At 41.4% G+C, this 21,430-nt stretch carries 19 protein-coding genes and 2 tRNA genes; 13 read left to right on the forward strand and 8 right to left on the reverse strand.

The window, feature by feature from the left end; translation table 11 throughout:
- Nucleotides 1-133 precede the first annotated feature (133 nt).
- From fucP to B3E92_RS14940, 8 genes are all read left to right on the forward strand, one after another.
- Nucleotides 134-1,399, forward strand: a complete 1,266-nt coding sequence (fucP, locus tag B3E92_RS14905; protein ID WP_070563743.1) for an L-fucose:H+ symporter permease — start codon at nucleotides 134-136, stop codon at nucleotides 1,397-1,399.
- A 10-nt stretch (nucleotides 1,400-1,409) separates the two neighbouring features.
- Nucleotides 1,410-1,742, forward strand: coding sequence for an L-rhamnose mutarotase (locus B3E92_RS14910; RefSeq protein WP_046672141.1), 333 nt, complete (start codon nucleotides 1,410-1,412; stop codon nucleotides 1,740-1,742).
- Between the two features lie 2 nt (nucleotides 1,743-1,744).
- Nucleotides 1,745-3,403 (forward strand): UxaA family hydrolase, encoded by a 1,659-nt coding sequence (locus B3E92_RS14915; RefSeq protein WP_070563740.1) that lies wholly within the window; start codon nucleotides 1,745-1,747, stop codon nucleotides 3,401-3,403.
- Nucleotides 3,404-3,452: 49 nt separating this feature from the next.
- Nucleotides 3,453-4,766: an alpha-L-fucosidase gene (locus B3E92_RS14920; RefSeq protein WP_286710414.1), complete on the forward strand. Its 1,314-nt coding sequence runs from the start codon at nucleotides 3,453-3,455 to the stop codon at nucleotides 4,764-4,766.
- Nucleotides 4,767-4,768: 2 nt separating this feature from the next.
- A complete protein-coding gene (locus tag B3E92_RS14925; protein ID WP_046672143.1) occupies nucleotides 4,769-5,533 on the forward strand; it encodes an SDR family NAD(P)-dependent oxidoreductase in 765 nt (254 codons plus the stop codon).
- Between the two features lie 41 nt (nucleotides 5,534-5,574).
- Complete coding sequence (locus B3E92_RS14930) at nucleotides 5,575-6,432, forward strand: fumarylacetoacetate hydrolase family protein (RefSeq protein WP_070563737.1); 858 nt, start codon at nucleotides 5,575-5,577, stop codon at nucleotides 6,430-6,432.
- A gap of 25 nt (nucleotides 6,433-6,457) precedes the next feature.
- The gene (locus B3E92_RS14935; RefSeq protein WP_070563734.1) at nucleotides 6,458-7,285 is read left to right on the forward strand and encodes an amidohydrolase family protein; all 828 of its coding nucleotides are present in this window, start codon (nucleotides 6,458-6,460) and stop codon (nucleotides 7,283-7,285) included.
- 179 nt (nucleotides 7,286-7,464) lie between these two features.
- A complete protein-coding gene (locus B3E92_RS14940) occupies nucleotides 7,465-8,256 on the forward strand; it encodes an SDR family oxidoreductase (protein ID WP_286833627.1) in 792 nt (263 codons plus the stop codon).
- Nucleotides 8,257-8,503: 247 nt separating this feature from the next.
- Here the strand turns inward: B3E92_RS14940 and B3E92_RS14945 are convergent.
- Both B3E92_RS14945 and B3E92_RS14950 read right to left on the reverse strand, forming a co-directional pair.
- Nucleotides 8,504-8,576, reverse strand: a tRNA-Phe gene (locus B3E92_RS14945).
- Between the two features lie 42 nt (nucleotides 8,577-8,618).
- A tRNA-Phe gene (locus tag B3E92_RS14950) sits at nucleotides 8,619-8,691 on the reverse strand.
- Between the two features lie 188 nt (nucleotides 8,692-8,879).
- Here B3E92_RS14950 and mnmA point away from each other — a divergent pair.
- Both mnmA and B3E92_RS14960 read left to right on the forward strand, forming a co-directional pair.
- On the forward strand, nucleotides 8,880-9,971 hold the full coding sequence (gene mnmA, locus B3E92_RS14955; RefSeq protein ID WP_046672147.1) for a tRNA 2-thiouridine(34) synthase MnmA: 1,092 nt from the start codon (nucleotides 8,880-8,882) through the stop codon (nucleotides 9,969-9,971).
- Nucleotides 9,972-10,158: 187 nt separating this feature from the next.
- The gene (locus B3E92_RS14960) at nucleotides 10,159-11,223 is read left to right on the forward strand and encodes a PA0069 family radical SAM protein (protein WP_286833625.1); all 1,065 of its coding nucleotides are present in this window, start codon (nucleotides 10,159-10,161) and stop codon (nucleotides 11,221-11,223) included.
- Between the two features lie 128 nt (nucleotides 11,224-11,351).
- Here the strand turns inward: B3E92_RS14960 and B3E92_RS14965 are convergent, their stop codons facing one another.
- The 4 genes from B3E92_RS14965 to B3E92_RS14980 form a co-directional block, all read right to left on the reverse strand.
- Nucleotides 11,352-12,770, reverse strand: a complete 1,419-nt coding sequence (locus B3E92_RS14965; protein WP_286833623.1) for an amino acid permease — start codon at nucleotides 12,768-12,770, stop codon at nucleotides 11,352-11,354.
- 387 nt (nucleotides 12,771-13,157) lie between these two features.
- Nucleotides 13,158-13,319: a FeoB-associated Cys-rich membrane protein gene (locus B3E92_RS14970; RefSeq protein ID WP_286897456.1), complete on the reverse strand. Its 162-nt coding sequence runs from the start codon at nucleotides 13,317-13,319 to the stop codon at nucleotides 13,158-13,160.
- 6 nt (nucleotides 13,320-13,325) lie between these two features.
- Nucleotides 13,326-15,428: a ferrous iron transport protein B gene (gene feoB / locus B3E92_RS14975; protein ID WP_286897457.1), complete on the reverse strand. Its 2,103-nt coding sequence runs from the start codon at nucleotides 15,426-15,428 to the stop codon at nucleotides 13,326-13,328.
- Nucleotides 15,428-15,667, reverse strand: coding sequence for a FeoA family protein (locus B3E92_RS14980; protein ID WP_046672175.1), 240 nt, complete (start codon nucleotides 15,665-15,667; stop codon nucleotides 15,428-15,430). The genes feoB and B3E92_RS14980 overlap by 1 nt, the downstream gene beginning before the upstream one ends.
- 128 nt (nucleotides 15,668-15,795) lie before the next feature.
- Between B3E92_RS14980 and B3E92_RS14985 the strand changes: the two genes are divergently transcribed.
- Complete coding sequence (locus tag B3E92_RS14985) at nucleotides 15,796-16,245, forward strand: MarR family winged helix-turn-helix transcriptional regulator (RefSeq protein ID WP_070563722.1); 450 nt, start codon at nucleotides 15,796-15,798, stop codon at nucleotides 16,243-16,245.
- Nucleotides 16,246-16,250: 5 nt separating this feature from the next.
- Here the strand turns inward: B3E92_RS14985 and B3E92_RS14990 are convergent, their stop codons facing one another.
- Entirely contained in the window at nucleotides 16,251-17,060 is an 810-nt protein-coding gene (locus B3E92_RS14990) for a ZIP family metal transporter (RefSeq protein ID WP_286897458.1), read from the reverse strand.
- Entirely contained in the window at nucleotides 17,060-17,641 is a 582-nt protein-coding gene (locus B3E92_RS14995; protein WP_120336230.1) for a phosphatase PAP2 family protein, read from the reverse strand. Before B3E92_RS14995 ends, B3E92_RS14990 begins: the two co-directional genes overlap by 1 nt.
- Before the next feature lie 200 nt (nucleotides 17,642-17,841).
- On the opposite strand from B3E92_RS14995, the gene glmM reads away from it, so the two are divergent.
- Nucleotides 17,842-19,224, forward strand: a complete 1,383-nt coding sequence (gene glmM, locus B3E92_RS15000; RefSeq protein ID WP_286897459.1) for a phosphoglucosamine mutase — start codon at nucleotides 17,842-17,844, stop codon at nucleotides 19,222-19,224.
- An 88-nt stretch (nucleotides 19,225-19,312) separates the two neighbouring features.
- Nucleotides 19,313-21,388 (forward strand): Na+/H+ antiporter, encoded by a 2,076-nt coding sequence (locus B3E92_RS15005; protein WP_286897460.1) that lies wholly within the window; start codon nucleotides 19,313-19,315, stop codon nucleotides 21,386-21,388.
- Nucleotides 21,389-21,430 lie beyond the last annotated feature (42 nt).

Here is a 21,430-nt window from a genome sequence, read left to right on the forward strand (position 1 = left end):
ATATGCAGTAAAGTTACATAATTCAGTTTAGCTATGGTAATATAGCTTAATAATTTGATAATATACTTGAATATTGTCTAGCATTTTTAAGCTTATTTTACATTAAATAACTACTTATAACCATTTGAAAAATATGACGAATAAAAAGAGTTACGCATTTGCCTTGATTTTGGTGACATCCTTGTTCTTTTTCTGGGGATTTATTCATAACCTTGATCCGATCTTAATTCCGCATTTGAGGAATGCGTTTAGTTTATCCCATTTCCAGGCTTCCTTAGTCGATTCGGCTGTATTTATCGCTTATTTTGTGATGGCGATTCCTGCTGGAATTATCATGAAAAAATATGGCTATAAAGCGGGTATTTTGATCGGATTGATCTTTTTTGCCATTGGCTGTTTTCTTTTTGTACCTGCGGCCAATACGATAAGTTATGTTTTCTTTTTGGGGGCATTGTTCGTTGTAGCCTGTGGTCTTACCATTCTGGAAACCGCTGCAAATCCGTATGTAGCGATTTTGGGAGATCCAGCTTCTTCGGCGCAACGGCTTAATTTTGCGCAGTCCTTTAATGGACTAGCAGCCTTTGTTGCTCCGATTTTTGGTGGAAAATTTATTTTATCCCATGAACCCAAATCACAGGAAGAACTGGCGCAAATGGCTGAGCAGGCAAAGATGGCGTATATTCAGTCGGAAACAGCTGCTGTGAAATTGCCTTATGTAGTATTGGGAATATTGATTTTATTGATCGCTGCCTTGTTTTTCTTTACCAAATTACCTGATATCAAAGATGCCGAGGAAGAAGGTAGAGCTGGTTTTTTCCACGCGTTGCGTCATAAAAATGTGCGTTGGGCCGTGGTGGCTCAATTTTTCTATGTGGGAGCGCAAGTCTGTATTTTAAGCTTCCTGGTATTGTATGCAACAGAAGCTGCGGGCATATCGGGTAAGGATGGGGCCGATTATGCTGGGTTTGCGGGATTGGCTTTTATGTTGGGCCGGTTTATCGGTACATTTTTTATGCGTTTTGTATCAGCATCCCAGCTTCTGATCATCTATTCCGCTATAGCGATCGTTCTATCCCTATTTGTCATCTTCGGATCAGGTATTCAGACCTTGTATGCATTGATCGGTATTGCATTCTTTATGTCTATTATGTTTCCGACGATATTCGCGTTTGGTGTACAAGGTATCGGTGCCGATACCAAATCTGCTTCCAGTTTGATCGTCATGTCTATTGTTGGTGGTGCTTTGTTACCTCCAATTTTGGGCTTTATCTCGGATAAAACAGGACATTTCCAGTATGGCTATTTTGTGCCATTGGTTTGTTTTATTGTTGTCTTATTGTTTGCTTTCCAAAATAGAAATGTCAGTATTGCGGAAACCGAAAATCTTAAATCACATTAATTAGTTAGTAATGAAAAGATATGTCATGGCTTTAGATCTTGTGGACGATCCACAATTGATCAAGGAATATGAGGATTACCACCGTGAGGTTTGGCCGGAAATAAAACGTTCGATTCTGGATGCAGGTATTCTGCAGATGGAGATCTATCGTTTTGAAAATAGATTGTTTATGAACATGGAGGTGGGTGAAGACTTTTCATTTGAGAAAAAATCGGCTATGGATGCTGCCAATGAAAAAGTACAGGAATGGGAACAGCTGATGTGGAAATACCAGGCGGCCATTCCGGGGGCAAAGCCGGGAGAGAAATGGGTAATGATGACAAAAATATTTGAATTAGTATAATTATGGCTATACAGCGCTATTTACAGATCCATCCAATGGATAATGTCCTTGTTGCATTACAGGACTTGGCTGCGGGAACAACGATTGTTTTTGAAGGTAAGGAATTTACATTAAAGCAAGCTGTTGCTGCCAAACATAAATTCACCATCCAGCCAATGGAACAAGATACGGAGATATTGATGTATGGTGTTCTGGTAGGAAAATTGAATACTCCCCTAGCTGAAGGGGAACTCATTACCACTGAAAACTTGCGCCATGCGTCGGAAGATTTTAAAATGGGCAATCGCAAGACAGCCTGGACAAGACCTGATGTTTCTGCATTTAAAGATAAAACGTTCAATGGATTCCACCGTTCAAATGGGACTGTTGGAACGGCCAATTACTGGTTGGTTATTCCATTGGTTTTTTGCGAAAATAGAAATGTATTGACCCTGAAGGCTGCTTTTGAAGAAAAGTTGGGCTATAAAGTAAAAGCCAATAATTACGTGTCTGAGGTAGAAGATCTCATTAGCTTATATAAGTCTGGTGCTGATGTAAATGCGATTCTTAGTCAGGATCTACTTGCTAATTCGACTTCCAGTGAGCAGGAACGCCTGTTCAAAAATGTCGATGGAATCAAGTTTTTAAACCATGAAATGGGCTGCGGCGGAACCCGCATGGATTCGGATGCCTTATGTGGCCTTTTGGCTGGTTATATCACCCATCCGAATGTGGCGGGGGCAACGGTATTGAGTTTAGGATGTCAGCATGCGCAGGCTTCCATTCTGAAAGCTGAAATTGAAAAGCGAAGTCCAGGTTTTGATCGCCCACTGTATATTTTCGAACAACAGAAAGAAGGAACTGAAAAAGAGCTTATGCAAAAGGCGATTAAAGCAACTTTTGCAGGGATGATGCAAGCGGATAAAAATGAGCGCAAACCAGCCTCATTGGACAAATTGTGTATAGGTCTGGAATGTGGTGGTTCAGACGGATTTTCGGGCATCTCGGCCAATCCGGCGCTCGGATTTGTATCAGATATTTTGGTGACTTTAGGCGGATCGGTGATTCTGGCGGAGTTTCCTGAATTATGCGGCGTGGAACAGGAGTTGAGTGATCGTTGTATCGATGAGCCAACGGCGGAGCGTTTTATGTCGCTGATGCGTACTTACAATGCAAAAGCTGAAGCTGATGGTTCGGGATTCTATATGAATCCTTCTCCGGGCAATATTCGTGATGGTTTAATTACTGACGCAATTAAGTCTGCTGGGGCCGCCAAAAAAGGAGGAACATCACCTGTTGCAGCAGTGATTGATTATCCTGAATTGGCCAACGGTCCGGGGTTAAACTTATTATGTACGCCTGGTAACGATGTGGAAAGTACAACTGCAGAAGTGGCAGCAGGTGCCAATATCGTCTTGTTTACGACGGGCTTGGGTACACCTACAGGTAACCCGATTACACCGGTTGTGAAACTTTCCACAAATACCAAGACTTTTGAGAAAATGCCTGATATCCTGGATTTGAACTGTGGTACCATAATCGAAGGTACAGAGACTATTGAGGAAGCCGCACACCGTATTTTGGATTATGTAATAGAAGTTGCTTCTGGTGAAGTGAAACCGAAGGCGGTGTTGTTGGGGCAAGACGATTTCATACCATGGCGTAGAGGTGTTTCTTTGTAGTTGGGTATAATGAGTTTATTGAAAATCCATGACAACTAATCATTTACATATGAAACTTAAACATGTAATCTGTGGTTTAGCCTTGCTGATGGGATCAGTATCCGCGAGCTATAGCCAGCAACATTATCAACCGAGTCCCGAAAATCTGAAAAATAGGGAGTGGTTTGAACAATCTCGGTTTGGTGTTTTTATCCATTGGGGGGTATATAGTGTGCTGGGGGATGGTGAGTGGGTCATGAACAACCAGAATATCAGTTTGGATGAATATGCATTGCTGCCTAAATTTTTCAATCCAATTTCCTTTAATGCGAAAGAATGGGCGAAGTTATTTAAACAGGCAGGGGCAAAGTATATCACCTTTACGACCAGACATCATGATGGATTTTCGATGTGGAACAGCCAGGTTTCGGACTATAATGTGGTGAAGAAATCTCCCTTCAAACGCGATATTGTGAAAGAGTTGGTGGAAGCTTGCCGTGCCGAAGGGATAAAAGTGATGTTCTACTATTCGCTTTTAGACTGGCACCGGGATGATTATCTGCCTGTTGGTAAAACGGGTGGTGGCATTGCGGGGCGCGATTCAACGAAAGGGGATTGGAATCGTTATGTCCAGTTTATGAAAAGCCAATTAACGGAGCTGTTGAGCAACTACGGTGAGATCGATGGGATCTGGTTTGATGGTCATTGGGACAAGCCCAATGAAGATTGGCATTTCAAAGAAATCTATGAATTGATTCATACCTTACAGCCACAGTGCTTGGTGGGTAACAACCACCATCTGGCGCCATTTGAAGGGGAAGATTTTCAGATGTTCGAACGTGATTTACCCGGGGAGAATACTACTGGGTTCGGCACGAAAGCGCATGATGTTGGGAAACTACCGAAGGAAGTATGTGGAACAATTGCAGGATCTTGGGGATTTGAGCTGAAAGATCGGACACGAAAATCCTTTCAGGAAGTGCTGAAATACCTGGTCAAGGCAGCTAGTCATGGTTCCAATTTATTGCTCAATGTTGGCCCGATGCCAAACGGTGAGATTCAGGACTATCAACAGGAGCGCTTGAAAGAACTTGGAAAATGGCTATCGGTGTATGGTGAAACAATCTATGGAACAGCGGGTGGGGCGGTGTCACCAACAGACGATTATGCGTTGACAAAAAAAGGAAACCAAGTGTATCTACATGTGTTTAAAACGGATAAAAAGGAATTGTTGATTAATAACCTTCCTTATCAGGTGAAAAAAGTAAGCACATTTATCGGAAAGAAAGAGATTAAGTTTAGTTATAAGAACAATAGTCTACGCTTGGATTTGCCAACATCGACAGATGAAGCAGATTTGGTATTGACATTAACAATTAAATAACAATGGGAAAATTAGAACAAAAAGTAGCTGTAATTACCGGTGGTGGTAGTGGGATAGGCCGTGCGATCAGTCTGCAATTTGCTGCAGAAGGAGCAAAAGTTCATATTCTGGATTTGAATGAAGATGGCGGTAAGGCTGTAGTTGATGAGATCTTGGCTTTGGGTGGTCAGGCTGCATTTAATCGTTGTAATGTAACTGATCAACAAGAAATTACTGCTATAGCACAAAATATCGGAAAAATTGATATTTTAGTAAATAATGCTGGTATCGCTCATGTTGGTAATTTGGAAAATTGTCAATCAGAAGATTTTGAGCGTGTTTTTAATGTGAATGTTAAGGGAGCTTATAATGCATTGCATGCTATTGTGCCGATGATGAAGGCGCAGGGTTCGGGAGCAATCCTTAATTTAGCATCCATAGCTGCATGGGTTGGTATCACGGATCGTTTTGCGTATTCGATGAGCAAGGGGGCTATTTACGCGATGTCAATGTCTGTAGCACGGGATTACATGGCCTACGGTATTCGTTGCAATAGCATTTCGCCTGCACGTGTACATACCCCATTTGTGGATGGATTTATCGCAAAAAACTATCCTGGAAAAGAGGAAGAAATGTTTGAAAAACTATCAGCAAGCCAACCAATAGGCCGCATGGCGCAACCGGAAGAAATTGCCAAATTAGCACTTTTCTTGTGTAGTGACGATGCTGGATTTATTACTGGAAATGACTACCCTATTGACGGTGGTTTTATTAAATTGAATAATTAAAAAGCTAAAAATAAAATATCTATTATCTCAATACTATAAAAATGAAATTAATACGTTTTGGAGCTCAAGGCAAGGAGAAAATCGGTGTTCAGATCGATGGTGTAAATTACGATGTAAGCGCATTTGGTGGTGATTACAATGAACAATTCTTTGCCGAGAATGGTGTAGCCCGTTTAGAAGAATTTGTGAAGGCAAATGAAGGTAAGTTGATTGAAGTTCCTCAAGGCGAACGTATCGGAGCACCTTTTGCCCGCCCATCCAAAATTGTTTGTATTGGATTGAACTATTTAGACCATGCCAAGGAAACAAATGCACCAATTCCTGCTGAACCGATCATCTTTATGAAATCGACCACTTCGTTGGTAGGTCCATACGATAATGTGATGATTCCGAAAGATTCTGTAAAAACAGATTGGGAGGTGGAATTCTGTATTGTGATCGGTAAAAAAGCTTCTTATGTAGAAGAGCATGAAGCTTTAGATTATGTGGTCGGTTATGTATTGCACAACGATGTTTCCGAACGTGAGTATCAGCTGGAACGTGGCGGTACTTGGGATAAAGGAAAAGGATGTGATACGTTTGCACCGATGGGACCTTTCATGGCGACCAAAGAAGAAATCAAAGATATCAACAATGTGCGTCTATGGTTGAAGGTAAACGGAAAAACCTACCAAGATGGTAATACCAAGGATTTAATCTTTTCGGTGGCGCATGTAGTATCCTATGTGTCTAAATTTATGACTTTGTTGCCAGGAGACGTGATATCAACAGGTACTCCGGCAGGTGTTGGCTTAGGATTTAACCCACCGATTTATTTGAAGCCTGGCGATGTGATCGAGTTAGGAGCAGATGGTCTTGGAGAATCCCGTCAGACTGTGGTAGCGTATTCAAAAAATTAATTGCTCATTAGGTTTTCTTTTCATTATGCGTATAGATACCCATCAGCATTTCTGGAAATTCGATCCAATTAGAGATAGTTGGATTACCGAAGAAATGCAAGTCATCAGACGTGATTTCACCCCTTTGGATATTCAATTTGTGCTTGAACGAAATGGATTTGGAGGGAGTGTTGCTGTTCAGGCGGATCAATCCAACGAAGAGACTGCTTATTTGGTTCAGCTGGCTAGTGATTATCCTTTTATTAAAGGCGTAGTGGGCTGGATTGATCTTCAAGCAGCGGATATTCGACAACAGTTGGATGGCTATCAATCAGCTACGGTCATCAAAGGATTTCGTCATATTGTTGAAGGAGAAGCTGACCCTGATTTTCTCATTCGCCCTGCGGTATTAAACGGGCTGAAGGCCTTAGCAGATTATGGTTATACGTATGATCTGCTCATCCGTCCACGACATTATGCGGCAACGTTGGATTGTGTGCAGCAAAATCCAAATCTTCAATTTGTATTGGATCATATTGCCAAACCGCCGATCAAGTCGAAAGCATTTGATGAGTGGGCGGCGTTTATCGATGCGCTATCTGCCTTTCCAAATGTCGTATGTAAAGTTTCGGGACTTGCAACAGAGGCCGATTGGGAAGGATGGAAACTTGATGATTTTAAGCAATATCTGGAGCATATCTTTGCGCGTTTTGGAAAGGAGCGCATTATGTACGGGTCAGATTGGCCGGTATGTCTATTGGCGGCATCCTACGAAGAAAGTATTGCCATCGTTGAGGATAAATTAGGGCAATTTACGGCTGAAGAGAAGAACGCATTTTGGGCAGAGAACGCAATACGCGTGTATAATCTTTAAAAGGAAAAACTTCAGCATGCTATGAAAGGGAAAAATAGCATGCTGAAGCTTTTTATTGGTCATGAAGCTGGATAATGGGCTTAATGACGTCAATATAAATTAATCAATAACCAGAGAACGAATTCATTGTTGCGAATGTTAACCACAATCAATGAAACAAACCATTCAATAAAAGTATTATGGATCTTCATTTAAAAGATAAAGTTGTTATTGTTACCGGCGGAGCAAAAGGAATCGGGCGGGCTGTAGTCCACGCGTTGGCTAAAGAACAGGCTATTCCCGTCATTGTTGGCCGTAAACAAGCCGATAATGAAAAAGTCAAGGAAGAAATAAAGCAATTTGGTGTGGATGCACTCTGTATCGAAGCAGAATTATCAAAACCAGAAGATTGTGAAAGAGCCGTTCAAAAGACATTGGACGTGTATGGGCGGATCGATGGTTTGGTGAATAATGCCGGACAAAATGATGGTGTTGGATTGGCATCGGGCAACTATGAAAAATTTGTTGCTTCGCTGCATAAGAACTTAATTCACTACTATCTGATGGCACATCACGCTTTGGATGCGTTGAAAGCATCTAAGGGCAGTATCGTGAATATTTCGTCCAAAACTGGTGAAACAGGGCAGGGCAATACCTCGGCTTATGCGGCATCCAATGGTGGACGTAATGCACTTACGCGCGAGTGGGCCGTAGAATTGTTGCCTTACTCGATTCGTGTCAATGCCATTATTGTGGCAGAATGTGCAACTCCCCAATACGATACCTGGATTCAAACCTTATCAAATCCGGAGGAGACATTGAAAAAAATTACGGACCGCATTCCATTGGAGCATCGCATGACCACAGCAGCGGAAATCGCCGATACAACAGTCTTTTTGCTGTCTAACAAATCCAGTCATACAACTGGTCAATTGATTCATGTGGACGGTGGCTATGTGCATCTTGATCGGTCGATTATTGCTGAATCGTAGCAGAAAAGCGATTGGGTTTTGGAAATTAAACTTGAGTGGATTTTAAAAAGACAACGCCGGTTCATTTCCAAAATCCATGATCTTTTTCTTAATAATATCCCTCAATCAATCAATGAAAATAACACCCATTGAATTCAGGCAGTAGGGGTATGATGAATTTTCTATACGGCGGAGATGTGGGGGGATGTTATATAAAATGCAGTTAGCTAAAACAAAAAAAGCTTGTTCATTGAACAAGCTTTTTTTGTGGTGCCACCTGGGTTCGAACCAGGGACACAAGGATTTTCAGTCCTTTGCTCTACCAGCTGAGCTATGGCACCAGTTGACCTTTTATTTAAATCTGTGATCATCAGATTGAAGCGTGGTGCCACCTGGGTTCGAACCAGGGACACAAGGATTTTCAGTCCTTTGCTCTACCAGCTGAGCTATGGCACCGCTTTTTTGCTATGGGTTTGTTCCCCTATTGCGATGCAAATATAGTCCGATAATTTGAATTCTAAAACTTTTATGCAGATTATTTTCGTACTTTTTTCGAACGTGTTGATTTTGATCGAGATAAAATTACAAGAAACTAACATATAGGAAAAGGAATAAGCTGTATCTTTGCATTTCAATAATTAGAGATGAGTAAAAGAGGAAGAGTTTTAGTTGCAATGAGTGGAGGGGTAGATAGCTCCGTTGCTTCTGTCATGCTCCACGAACAAGGATATGAGGTTATCGGTATCACGATGAAGACATGGGATTATGCATCCGCAGGTGGCTCGTCGAAAGAAACCGGATGTTGTAGCCTTGATAGTATCAATGACGCTCGTACATTAGCCGTAAACTATGGTTTCCCTCATTATATATTAGATATACGTGATGAGTTTGGAGATTTTGTGATTGACAATTTTGTAGAAGAATATATTGCTGGGCGCACGCCTAACCCATGCGTGTTGTGTAATACCCATATTAAGTGGGAGGCTTTGATGAAACGCGCTGACAAATTGGACTGTGAGTTTATCGCTACCGGGCACTATGCGAATATCCGTATGCACGATAATGGTCGCTATGTGATATCAAAAGGTAAGGATGAAAACAAAGATCAATCTTACGTTTTATGGGGCGTGTCACAAGAAAATCTTGCCCGGACACAGTTTCCGTTAGGATCTTTCACGAAAAAGGAGATTCGTCAGATGGCTTTGGATATGGGACAGAAGGAATTGGCCAATAAGTCGGAGAGTTATGAAATCTGTTTCGTTCCTGACAACGACTACCGTGCGTTTTTGAGACATAAGGTGCCAACGTTGGATCAACAAATTGGTCCCGGTAACTTTATTCTTTCCGATGGTACCGTTGTAGGTAAACATATTGGTTACCCTTATTTCACCATCGGTCAACGTAAAGGCTTAGGAATTGCCTTGGGGAAACCGATGTTTGTGATTGAGATCCTTCCGGAAAGTAATACGGTCGTATTGGGTGAAGAACATGAACTTGAAAAGTCACATGCTTACGTTCGTAATGTGAACTTTGTGAAATATGCAGGACTAGATCAACCGATGGAAGCAATTTCAAAGGTACGTTACAAAGACTCTGGTGCTTTGTCGACCATATCCCAAGAAGGCGATAAAGTGCGTATAGATTTTGTGCACAATGTGAAAGGTATTGCTCCAGGGCAATCGGCCGTTTTTTATGAAGGCAATGATTTACTCGGTGGTGGTTTCTTAATGAAATAAATAGAAGCTGGACTGAGATCTAAAATAAGAATTTTAATCCCTATACTGTCGATGCAGTATAGGGATTTTTATTTGGTTTAAAATACGTTTTGTTGGGACTTCAAACTAGAAGATATTCGCTTTCTCTCTTTGTGGAAAATGGGAAATTTTAATTTGTTTTTACTAATAAAATTAGTAATTTTAACCTATGAATTCATCGGAATATTTGAAGGGCAGAGGGGCGCAGATCAATCCCAATAACAAATTTTTTTCTAATCAATACGTGCAGGAACATGTGGAGGGGCTGGATGAAGAATTTTTGGGTGCCGAGAAAACACAATTTATTCCGACACATCCAAAATCCATTATATCCAAATCAAATAGCCCGGATCTACGTTTTGAACGATCCATTAATCCTTATCAGGGCTGTGAGCATGGTTGTATTTACTGTTACGCGCGCAATTCGCATGAATACTGGGGCTTTAGTGCTGGGTTGGATTTTGAGCGTAAGATCTTGGTAAAACACAATGCGGCTCAGCTTCTCGAACAGGAGTTTAGAAAATCGAGCTACCAACCCGATTTGATTATGCTTTCAGGCAATACAGACTGTTATCAACCGATTGAACGGAAGCTGGGTATCACACGCTCGCTATTAGAATTGATGGTCAAATACCAGCATCCGGTCTCCATCATCAGCAAAAATGTACTAATGCGACGGGATTTTGATCTTTTGCGCGAGCTTGCAGCGCACAAGCTGGTTTCCGTTGCCGTGACCATCAATTCGCTACGCGAAGAGGTTCGTCAGAAAATGGAACCTCGGACTGCTACAGCATCTGCCCGGTTGAAACTGATTGAGGGATTGACTGGGATAGGTGTACCCGTCATGCTGATGATGGCTCCCATCGTTCCGGGGATCAATAGTGATGAGATTTCAGATTTGATCCGTTCAGGAGCAGATGCGGGAGCCATTACGGCCTCCTATACCATCGTGCGGCTCAATGGACAGATTGGTGGTATCTTTAAAGATTGGCTCTATCAGAACTATCCTGATCGTGCTGAAAAGGTTTTACATTGGATCGAAGCCTGTCATGGTGGAAAAATTAACGATACCGATTTTGGACGGAGGATAAAGGGGGATGGCCATATGGCCGAGAGCTTACAGCATTTATTCAAGCTTTCCGTCAAGAAATATATGAATAATGGGACGCTTCCATCCTTGAGAAGGGATCTTTTCCGCTTACCCGATGCAGGAATGCAGCTGGGCTTATTTTAGATGGTTGGAGCGACAATTATGAATTTGCTATTATCGAGGAGGAATACCCGCTTTAAATTTTAGCAAAAAAGCCTGATTCATGCAATGAATCAGGCTTTTTTTATTGATAAGATCGAGGTTCCAGTGAACTAAGATTTCTTTCTTTTGATCAAAATATAACTCACATAGAGTAATATAAGCCAAGCAGGGATCAATTCTACCGGAAGTTTCATCCCTGTTATCCACATGATGCCAAGTACAGCGATCAAAAAGATCAGACAGATATAATTACTTAAAGGATACAGAAAGGATGGAAACTTGGTGCGTAAGTGGGCATCGAGTTTATTCTTTCTGAAATACAAGTGTGTAATGGAAATCATGACCCAGTTTATAATCAGTGAAGATACCACCAGCGACATCAGGATCTCCAAGGCATTTTTAGGTGCTACATAGTTGATAAATACACAAATCGCCGCGAACAGTGCCGAAACTAAAATCGCGTTAATAGGTGCATGATTCTTGTTGAGTTTCGAAAGAAAACGGGGTGCATTTCCCTGCTCTGCCAATCCATATAACATTCTGCTATTGCTGTACACGCTGCTATTATAAACAGATAATGCAGCGGTAAGGACAATAAGATTTAGCGCATTTGCGATAATTTTTGTGAAATAGAAGGTCTTTCCAAAGATCGTAAATTCAAACCCATTGAGTTTGTCAAACACCAGCACAAAGGGACTTGTATCGGCGGTGATATTTGTCCACGGTGTCAAAGAGAAAAGAATAATCAATGCACCTACGTAAAAGATTAAGATTCGATAGATAACCTGGTTGGTCGCTTTGGGGATGTTCTTTTCGGGATGCTCGGCCTCGGCAGCAGTGATACCAACCAACTCCAGGCCACCGAAAGAAAACATGATCAATGCTATGGCGGAAAGAAGGCCTTCAAAACTTCCATTCGCTGTTTGGCTAAACCAACCTTTTGGGAAAAAACCACCATGTGAAGTCAGGTTGCTGAGACTTGCCTGCTCCCCTCCAGTACCGCTTACCAATAAATATGCACCAAAAACAATCATGGCAATGATTGCAACAACCTTGATAATGGAAAACCAAAATTCCGTCTCGCCATAAATTTTGACTGAGGCAAGATTAAGGGCGTTGATTGCAAAGAAGAAAAATAAACTTGATGCCCATAAAGGTATTTCCGGCCACCAGAATTGTACATAAACGCCTATCGCTGTGAGTTCGGCCATGCTGACTAAGATATACAGCACCCAATAGTTCCAGCCCGAAGCATAACCCGCAAAAGAACCCCAGTATTTATTGGCGAAGTAGCTAAAACTTCCTGAAACAGGTTCCTCAACAACCATCTCACCCAACTGGCGCATAATAAAAAAAGCAATAATTCCGGCGAAAGCATAGCCGAGGATAACAGCTGGCCCAGCCAATGTGGCAGCCTTCCCAATACCTAGAAATAAGCCCGTTCCGATTGCACCACCCAGGGCAATTAATTGAATATGTCTGTTTTGAAGTCCTCTTTTTAACTCCTCCTTATTGTTCTGTTTCTCCATGTGTATGGTTAATACGGTTACTAGTCTGTTTTAATCTGGTCCTTAGATACGGAAAAACCCATGAGGCTATTTGCTCCCACCAAGGATCGTTTGAGCAAAATCAATGACGCCAGAAGAATTACCTGTTTATCGTAAAGCTTCCCAGCGAACGATTTGCCCTAAGCGCATAAAGTTAATAAAACACTTAGGTATTTGTGCACATTCTGTTGTGGTTTTAATGTATTTCGTTGTTTTTTTATAAACAATAGCGAGGGGCCTGTTTGACTCAGAAATAGAAAGCGCCGTAATTTGGAAATACGGCGCTTTATGAATTAGCAGCTAGTGTGATTTTTGGCCACTCTAACTAATAACGAAATCTTATTTGTAAATGCTACTCAAAAAGATAAATTAATTTGCTTTTTGTGTTTTTTCTACGCCGCAGTCGCATCCGCAGCCTTTCGAGCAGCTCGACTTGCCCTTTAGTGATGTTCGGACATTTTTAACGACATACCATACAGCCGCCAAAACGAGCATTCCTACGATGAGATATTGTACTGTTAAATTATCCATAGCTTTTTATTTTAAAAGTTGATAAGCAATCAAGGCACTGAAATACGCCAAGCCTGTCATAAAACCAAGCTGTATCAAAGTCCATTTCCACGAGCCTGTTTCCCTCTTTACTGCTGCAATTGTACTCATACATTGCATAGCAAAAGCATAGAACAGTAATAAGGATACACCAGAAGCTAAATTATAAGCCGGTAAACCGGTATTCCTGTTAATTTCGCTTTTCATTTTGCCTAATACCGTTGTTTTAGATGCTTCATCTTCGATATCCACTTCGTCACCAAGGCTATATACTGTGGCCATTGTGCCTACAAAAACTTCACGGGCAGCAAACGAAGAAATAAGACCTATGCCCATCTTCCAGTCGTAGCCTAATGGTTCAACAACAGGTTCAATAGCCATGCCAAGATAGCCAAGAAAAGAATGTTCCAGACGATAAGATGAAATTTCATGGTCCAAATCGGCTTCGGACAGGTTGGGGTTATTTTTTGTCACATATTCCTCCGCCCGGCTAAATTTATCGTTCGGACCAAAACTACCCAATGCCCATAGGATAACGGAAATGGCTAAAATGATTTTACCTGCGCCGAAAACAAAGCTTGATGCTTTTTCCCATACATTTAAGGCTACGTTTTTCCAATCTGGAGTCTTATAGGTAGGGAGTTCAAAGATTAGAAATGATTTGTGTTTTGATTTGATGACTTTGGTCAGGATAATCGCCGATAGCAAAGCTGCGAATATTCCAAGTAGGTACATCACAAACAATACAATACCTTGTATTTGAAAACCCCCTAATTTCGTGTCCGGTATCACCAGTCCGATCAGAACGATATAAATAGGTAGACGTGCTGAGCAGGTCATAAAAGGCGTTACCAGAATAGTGACCAGTCTTTCTTTGCTATTTTCGATGTTACGTGCAGACATGACTGCAGGAACAGCACAGGCTACGCCCGAAATCAATGGAATCACTGATTTTCCATTCAGCCCGAAAGGGCGAAGCCAGCGGTCCATCAGGAAAACAACACGGCTCATATAGCCCGTTTCTTCCATGATCGAGATAAAGATGTATAAAATAACGATCTGTGGAATGAAGATCACAATTCCGCCAATACCTTTGATAATACCATTGCTGAGCAAGTCGGTCAATGGCCCTGCCGGCAATGCTGTTTGTATATAGGCTGCAAGATCACCAAATAAACCATCGATAAAATCCATGGCTGGTCCAGACCAGGTATAAATTGCCTGGAAGATTAAAAAGAGGATTCCAAAGAAGATGACATAGCCAAAGATGGGATGAAGCAGAATGCTATCAATCGTATTGGTTTTGTTTTTATTGGAGGATTCATCCTTTGCATAGATTTCAGCAAGGCTGCTATCCAGGGATTTACTACGCAAAATGGCTTCGTCTTTTTGCAGTCTCTCGGCACGTAATTGGTGTTTTTCACGGATTTGTTGAATCGCCTGATTTTTTTCTTTCGATAAAAAGGATACCTCGCCTTTGGCCAGGTATTGCCAGGTATGGTATTCCGTATCTAATGGAAAAAGACGTTTGGTTTCTTCTAATGCGGCATCAGCTTCCTTGGGTAGGCTGAATTTGCTGATATACATGGGCGGAACAGCATCAAAGTTTTTGATCAGCTGATCGATACCTTGTCCCGTACGTGCATTGGTTTCGTAGACTTTTGTATTTAATAGCTGCTCAAGCTTCTGAACATCTATTGTAATTCCTTTTTCTTTGGCTTCATCGATCATATTGATGACAAAGATGGCCGGCAGACCGAGCTCCCGGGCCTGCTGATAAAGAATAATAGACCGCTTTAAGTTCGTAGGTTCAGCGACGACAACGACAAGGTTAGGTCTGAAACTACTTTTTTTATTGACTAAAGTGTTGAAAACAACTTCTTCGTCCAGCGAACTTGGGAACAGGGTATATGTTCCCGGTAAATCAATAATACGATAAATTTTGTTGTTGGCTTTTACTTGCCCCTCACGTTTTTCGACCGTAATTCCGGGATAATTTCCTACTTTCTGATTTAATTTTGTAATCCGGTTAAATAGAGATGTTTTACCCACATTTGGATTACCCAAAAGTGCAATAATCGGGTTATTCATTATTTCTGATCAATAAGGATGACTTTAGCTTCTGATTTGCGGATAGCAATTAAGGCGTTATTAGCACTAATATTTAGACATATGGGACCATCCAAAGGTGCGATATGTTTCACTTCTACTTCGGTACCAGGTATAAACCCTAATTCGAAAAATTTAGCTGGAATTTCGTGTGAATCAAAATCAATAATTACCGCTTTTTCCCCTTTTTTTAGCTTATCTAAGCTAGTTCTATTACGCATCTGCCTGTTTTTTTGAATTCTTCAAATATACAGAATTTCTACCATTTAGAATGATTCTAATGTCATAGTTATGTATTTAGTAAAAAACAGCTATCTTTACTATTCAGAACGATTAATTATCAACCAGAATGAAGATTGAGGACGAAATCAAAGTAAGTAAATTCAGCAATGAATGGCATCGTTGTACGGTAAATATTCTATATACGTACAATTGGATTAACAATGAGCTTGAACAGCGAGCTGCCAAAGAAGGGATCACTTTGAAACAGTTTAATGTCTTGCGCATATTGAGGGGCCAATATCCTAAGCCTGCAACCAATAATCTGATTAAATCAAGAATGTTGAGTACCACCCCTGACATCTCGCGTATGATTGATCGCATGGTTTCCAAAGAATTGGTTTCACGTTGTCAATCGGGTGGAGATAAAAGGGCTGTGGATTTGGTTATCACCGAGAAGGGTTTGGAGATTCTTAAGAATCTTGATGAGGAAATGCTGATGAAGGATCTTTTACCCAATCGAATTAGCGAAGAAGAGGCAATGACGTTAAGTACACTGTTGGATAAACTTCGCGGCTAAAGAAATTAATGCGCATGATCATGATGTTCATGATCATGCGGTTGTTGGTGTTGATCGTGCCCATGATTATGTTCTCCGACAAATAAGAAACTTCCGAGTGCAATCGCAACACCTGCAATCACAGCGATCATTTTCTTTTTATTGAATTTATGATGGTCAATGGAGCCCGATTCAAAAAGTATCGTCGTCGATATGTGTAAAAAGATACCAATAACGACGGCCATGATTTTATCAAAATATTGCTGGATATTCCCTACTTCACCTGTACTGATGGCTTTGCTCAGTAAAAAGCCAAAAGGGGTCATTGCCGCAAATAAAGCCAGTGTAATGAGGATGGTATTTTTCTTTAAATGTGTGCTTATTAGAATACTTCCCAACGCAAATGCGGCCGGAATGTGGTGGATGGATATGCCTAGTGCAAGTTCTGTCTGATGTGTAGCCGCAAGTGGCATTCCCTCGAGGAAAGCATGAAGACATAGACTGAACATAATACCGATTGGAAAACGATGGCTATGGTGGTCGTGATCATTTTCGGTATGGATATGGCCATGTTCGATCCCTTGGGAGAACTGTTCAAGAAATAGCTGGAAAAGAAATCCAGCAAGTACATAAATACCCAATACTTCAGGTGAAGTATTGTTGGACTGATAGACATGCGGAATGAGGTGAAGCACAGTAATAGAGAATAAATAGGCTCCACTAAAAGAAAGGATGAGTTTAAGGAAACTGGTTCCTTTCTTTTGTACAAAAAATACAGCAATTCCACTTGCAAATGCAGGTATGAATAAAATTAAAATCAATAAAATTGAATTCATTATACGTGTTCAGTTTTAAAAAAGCTAGGCACAAACCGTTTAAATAAGTAGCCTGTTGCCAATCCAACCAGAATACCTAAGGCTGAACCACACAGGACATCAAACGGGTAATGGACACCAACATAAATTTGAGAGACTGAGATTAGGGTTGCCCAGGTAATACAAAGCCAAAGCGCATGTTTCCATCTTCTCCGGAAAAGTACAATCCAGAAAAAAGCTAGGGAAAAATGATTGGCCGCGTGAGAGGATGTAAAGCTGAAGCCCGAGCCGCATCGCACTCGGATGTTGACATTTTCTTTAAACTCCACGTCGTTACATGGTCTAATCCTTTTTACAGTCTTTTTGATCAAATGAGAGGATATACCATCGGAAATTCCGAAAGTAACCAAGGTCATGGCAACAATTAGGATACCTGTTTTTCCATAGGTCTTAATGAAAAATATGATCAGAAATAAATACAAAGGTGCCCAAGTGTATGGATTGCGTAATATCGGCAATAACCAATCAAATACGGGGTTACTCAAGCCTTGATTAATGGCCAGAAAAATCTCTTGATCGATGTGTACTAATTGTTGAATCATAAATGTTGCTGATGACAATGAAATTCCCAAACTTTAAAAACTCACTTTTCAAAAGTAAAAATAATTTCATTGCAAACGGTTGTTTCTTTTAAAAACAACTTTGTTGCAACAAATATACGTTAAATATTCATTAATTATAATTTTAATTCGATATTTTATTGCCATTGTGCTAAATTTACACGTTAATCAATTCAAAAGAAATGACTTTAATTAAATCAATATCAGGAATACGAGGTACGATCGGCGGACGTGCTGGAGAGGCACTTACCCCAATAGATATCGTTAAGTTTACAGCTGCTTATGGCAAAATAATTGTTAAGCAGAGTGGTATCAAAAAAATTGTTGTCGGAAGAGATGCGCGTGTTTCTGGTGAGATGGTAAGTAATTTGGTGATTGGAACCCTACAAAGCATCGGTGTTGATGTGGTTGACCTGGGGCTTTCAACAACGCCAACGGTAGAGATTGCCGTACCGATGGAAAAAGCAGCGGGTGGTATTATTTTGACTGCTTCACACAACCCCGGTCAATGGAACGCACTAAAGTTATTGAATGCAAAGGGTGAATTCATTTCAGATGCCGAAGGGCAAGAAGTATTGGCCCTTGGTGAATCCTTAGACTTTGATTTTTCCGAAGTGGAAGAACTGGGACAAGATCATAAAGATTATTCATACTTACAGAAACATGTAGACGCTGTGTTGGCACTGGAATATGTGGATAAAGAAGCCATCAAAGCGGCTAATTTTAAAGTTGCTTTGGATGCAGTCAACAGTACCGGTGGTACATTTATTCCAGCGTTGTTGGATGCACTTGGTGTACAGACAATCTATAAAATCCATTGTGAGCCAAATGGTCAATTCCCTCATAATCCAGAACCATTGAAAGAGAATTTGACGGATCTATCGGCTGCGGTTATTGAACACAAAGCTGATTTAGGGATTGCCGTAGATCCGGATGTAGATCGATTGGTCTTTATGATGGAGGATGGCGAGCTATTTGGTGAAGAATATACCCTAGTTGCCGTAGCGGACTATTTATTGCAGCATAAAAAAGGAAATACCGTTTCCAATTTATCTTCTACACGCGCACTACATGATGTGACTAAAGCACATGGTGGCGAGTACTATGCGGCGGCTGTGGGCGAAGTCAACGTGGTTACAAAGATGAAAGAAGTCGATGCTGTCATTGGCGGAGAAGGAAACGGTGGTGTTATCTACCCGGCATCTCATTATGGCCGTGATGCGCTGGTAGGCGTGGCCATCTTCTTAACGCATTTGGCTAAGCTTGGTAAAAAAGCCTCCGAATATCGTGCTTCTTTACCGCAATACTTTATGTCAAAAAACAAGATCACGCTGACTCCGGAATTGGACATTGACAACCTATTGGCCAAAATGGAGGAAAAATATAAGCATGAAGACCATTCGACAATCGATGGCTTGAAAATAGACTTTGAAAATGAATGGGTGCATTTGCGTAAATCGAATACCGAACCGATTATTCGGATTTACTCGGAGGGACCTACGCCTGAAGCTGCTGAGCAGATCGCGCAGCGGATTATCAGCGAAATTGAAGAAATAATTAAATAAAGATAAAAAGCTGCATACGCAGCTTTTTGTTTTAAGACTGATCTCAGCGAAAGCGTATGGTCTGAGCGATTACGAAGTTTTATAATGTATGATTAGAAAGATCATTTTAGGTACGTATTGTTTTCTTAGTTTAATCTTATTTGTCTTTCCGACAAATGCCCAGCAGCCTATGGACGAAATCAATGGGCTGTTAGATCGTTGGCACAAAACCTCGGGCGAGGTAAAGTATGGCCCGTTTTTGAATGTTATTGCTTCAGATGGCGTTATTTTGGGTACTGATCATGATGAAAGGTGGGATAAAGCACATGCAGAGAAGTTCACCGATCAATATTTCAATCCAAAAAATGCCTGGACCTACACCTATGATAAGCGGCATATCAGCTTTAATGCAGATAGTACGACAGCGTGGTTTGATGAATCTTTTAAGATCAATACCAAGTCTTTTCGTGGCGTGGGGGTATTAAGTAAGCTGGATAATGAATGGAAGATTCGTCAATACAGCATGTCCATGTCGGTTCCCTATCAGGATGTCAAGTCTACCGTGGGCGGGAAGGCCGGTGAAAAAATTCACAGCAACCTCTTATTGGTTATGGTGCTGTTTTTCTTTATGGCCATGTTATTTGTGCTGAGTCAACGCTTAAAAATCTCTTACCCCATCCTGCTGGTTATTGGCGGACTGGTGATTTCGCTGATTCCGGGCGCGCCGGTTATTAGTGTTGATCCCGATATCGTATTTATGGTGTTTTTGCCACCTTTGCTTTTCGAAGCAGCCTGGTATACCAATTGGGGGAATTTTCTAAAGTGGCGACGGTCTATTTTCATCATGGGCTTTGGTTTAGTCTTTTTCACATCATTGGCCATTTCCTACTTTTCGGTCAGTATTATTCCTGGGTTTACCTTAGCGCTGGGCTTTTTACTGGGTGGGATTATCTCTCCCCCAGATGCCGTGGCCGCGAGTTCTGTCCTGAAGGGGGTAAGTATTCCTAAACGGGGAATTGCAATATTGGAAGGAGAAAGCCTGGTCAATGATGCGGCCTCATTGACTGTCTTTAGATTTGCATCCATCGCGATTCTTACTGGTCAGTTCGTAATGAGCAATGCGAAGACACAGTTTCTGATGTTATCAGTCATGGGTGTTGTAGTTGGTTTGGTCATCGGTCACATCCTCTATATTTTCTTACGCTATGTCGCGAAATCGTCCAGTATTTCAACACCCATTACCCTCATCGCACCTTACCTGATGTATATTGTTGCGGAGCATTTTGAATGGTCGGGGGTCTTGGCGGTGGTTAGTGGTGGATTGTTTCTTTCCTTCCGGGCAGGCGATTACCTCAACTACCATACGCGCATCCAGACGAAGGAGGTTTGGGCGACAGTGGGCTTTCTATTAAATGGATTTGTTTTTATTTTAATTGGACTTGAGCTTCCGGTGATCATCAATGGATTGGGTGAATACTCCATGGAGGAAGCTATTGATTATGCCTTGGCGATCTGTGTAATTGTTATTGTTTTGCGCTTAATCGCCGTTTATCTTTCGGCTTTTGTTCCCAGAATATTATTCAAACGGGTTCGCATCAAGGAAAAGAGTCCAGGGTGGAAACTGCCCCTGGTCGTTGGCTGGGCCGGGATGAGAGGCGTGGTTTCTTTGGCGTCAGCATTAGCGATTCCATTGACTTTATACGATGGAACGGCCTTCCCACACCGAAATCTGATTTTGTTCATTACGTTTGTGGTGATTTTAGTGACGCTTGTTTTTCAGGGGCTTACATTGCCTTTGTTGATTAAATTGATAAAAATTAAGGAAGTCGACGAGCAAGCTTCAATGGAAGAGCAAATTGATGAGATCCGTGTACGGCTTGGCAAAGAATCTATTGCATATCTGGATAAACATTATGCAAAAGAAATGCTGGAACATGAGACCATCGCTCGCGTCAAAGAGCAGATTATCCGAAGCGTAAATGCATCCGAACGAGCGAAAGAAGAGGATACGCGCGCGCAGCTTTCGGCAGTAAGGGGGCTCTATAATAAAATTATGCTGGAACTTTTGGCGCTGCGTCGTGATGGTCTGTACAAGATCAAGGAAAGCAAGGCTTTTGACAGCGATGTCATTAAAGAGATCGAGTATTCCCTGGATTTGGAGGAATCGCGTTTGTCGCGTAAGTAGTTATTTATAAGTGCGTAAATCTCGGTTTTGGACGACAAAACC

The sequence above is a fragment of the Sphingobacterium sp. UBA6317 genome (genome assembly GCF_002440385.1).
In the GTDB taxonomy this organism is placed as follows: domain Bacteria; phylum Bacteroidota; class Bacteroidia; order Sphingobacteriales; family Sphingobacteriaceae; genus Sphingobacterium; species Sphingobacterium multivorum.

Bases quoted from the DNA above. Each gene is read 5' to 3' on its own strand.
- B3E92_RS14990 (WP_286897458.1), bottom strand. From the start codon at position 17,060: ATGAATTCAATTTTATTGATTTTAATTTTATTCATACCTGCATTTGCA.
- B3E92_RS14935 (WP_070563734.1), top strand. From the start codon at position 6,458: ATGCGTATAGATACCCATCAGCATTTCTGGAAATTCGATCCAATTAGA.
- B3E92_RS14930 (WP_070563737.1), top strand. From the start codon at position 5,575: ATGAAATTAATACGTTTTGGAGCTCAAGGCAAGGAGAAAATCGGTGTT.
- B3E92_RS14970 (WP_286897456.1), bottom strand. From the start codon at position 13,319: ATGGATAATTTAACAGTACAATATCTCATCGTAGGAATGCTCGTTTTG.
- glmM (WP_286897459.1), top strand. From the start codon at position 17,842: ATGACTTTAATTAAATCAATATCAGGAATACGAGGTACGATCGGCGGA.
- B3E92_RS15005 (WP_286897460.1), top strand. From the start codon at position 19,313: ATGATTAGAAAGATCATTTTAGGTACGTATTGTTTTCTTAGTTTAATC.
- feoB (WP_286897457.1), bottom strand. From the start codon at position 15,428: ATGAATAACCCGATTATTGCACTTTTGGGTAATCCAAATGTGGGTAAA.
- B3E92_RS14960 (WP_286833625.1), top strand. From the start codon at position 10,159: ATGAATTCATCGGAATATTTGAAGGGCAGAGGGGCGCAGATCAATCCC.
- B3E92_RS14940 (WP_286833627.1), top strand. From the start codon at position 7,465: ATGGATCTTCATTTAAAAGATAAAGTTGTTATTGTTACCGGCGGAGCA.
- B3E92_RS14920 (WP_286710414.1), top strand. From the start codon at position 3,453: ATGAAACTTAAACATGTAATCTGTGGTTTAGCCTTGCTGATGGGATCA.
- mnmA (WP_046672147.1), top strand. From the start codon at position 8,880: ATGAGTAAAAGAGGAAGAGTTTTAGTTGCAATGAGTGGAGGGGTAGAT.
- B3E92_RS14925 (WP_046672143.1), top strand. From the start codon at position 4,769: ATGGGAAAATTAGAACAAAAAGTAGCTGTAATTACCGGTGGTGGTAGT.
- B3E92_RS14915 (WP_070563740.1), top strand. From the start codon at position 1,745: ATGGCTATACAGCGCTATTTACAGATCCATCCAATGGATAATGTCCTT.
- B3E92_RS14910 (WP_046672141.1), top strand. From the start codon at position 1,410: ATGAAAAGATATGTCATGGCTTTAGATCTTGTGGACGATCCACAATTG.
- fucP (WP_070563743.1), top strand. From the start codon at position 134: ATGACGAATAAAAAGAGTTACGCATTTGCCTTGATTTTGGTGACATCC.
- B3E92_RS14995 (WP_120336230.1), bottom strand. From the start codon at position 17,641: ATGATTCAACAATTAGTACACATCGATCAAGAGATTTTTCTGGCCATT.
- B3E92_RS14985 (WP_070563722.1), top strand. From the start codon at position 15,796: ATGAAGATTGAGGACGAAATCAAAGTAAGTAAATTCAGCAATGAATGG.
- B3E92_RS14965 (WP_286833623.1), bottom strand. From the start codon at position 12,770: ATGGAGAAACAGAACAATAAGGAGGAGTTAAAAAGAGGACTTCAAAAC.
- B3E92_RS14980 (WP_046672175.1), bottom strand. From the start codon at position 15,667: ATGCGTAATAGAACTAGCTTAGATAAGCTAAAAAAAGGGGAAAAAGCG.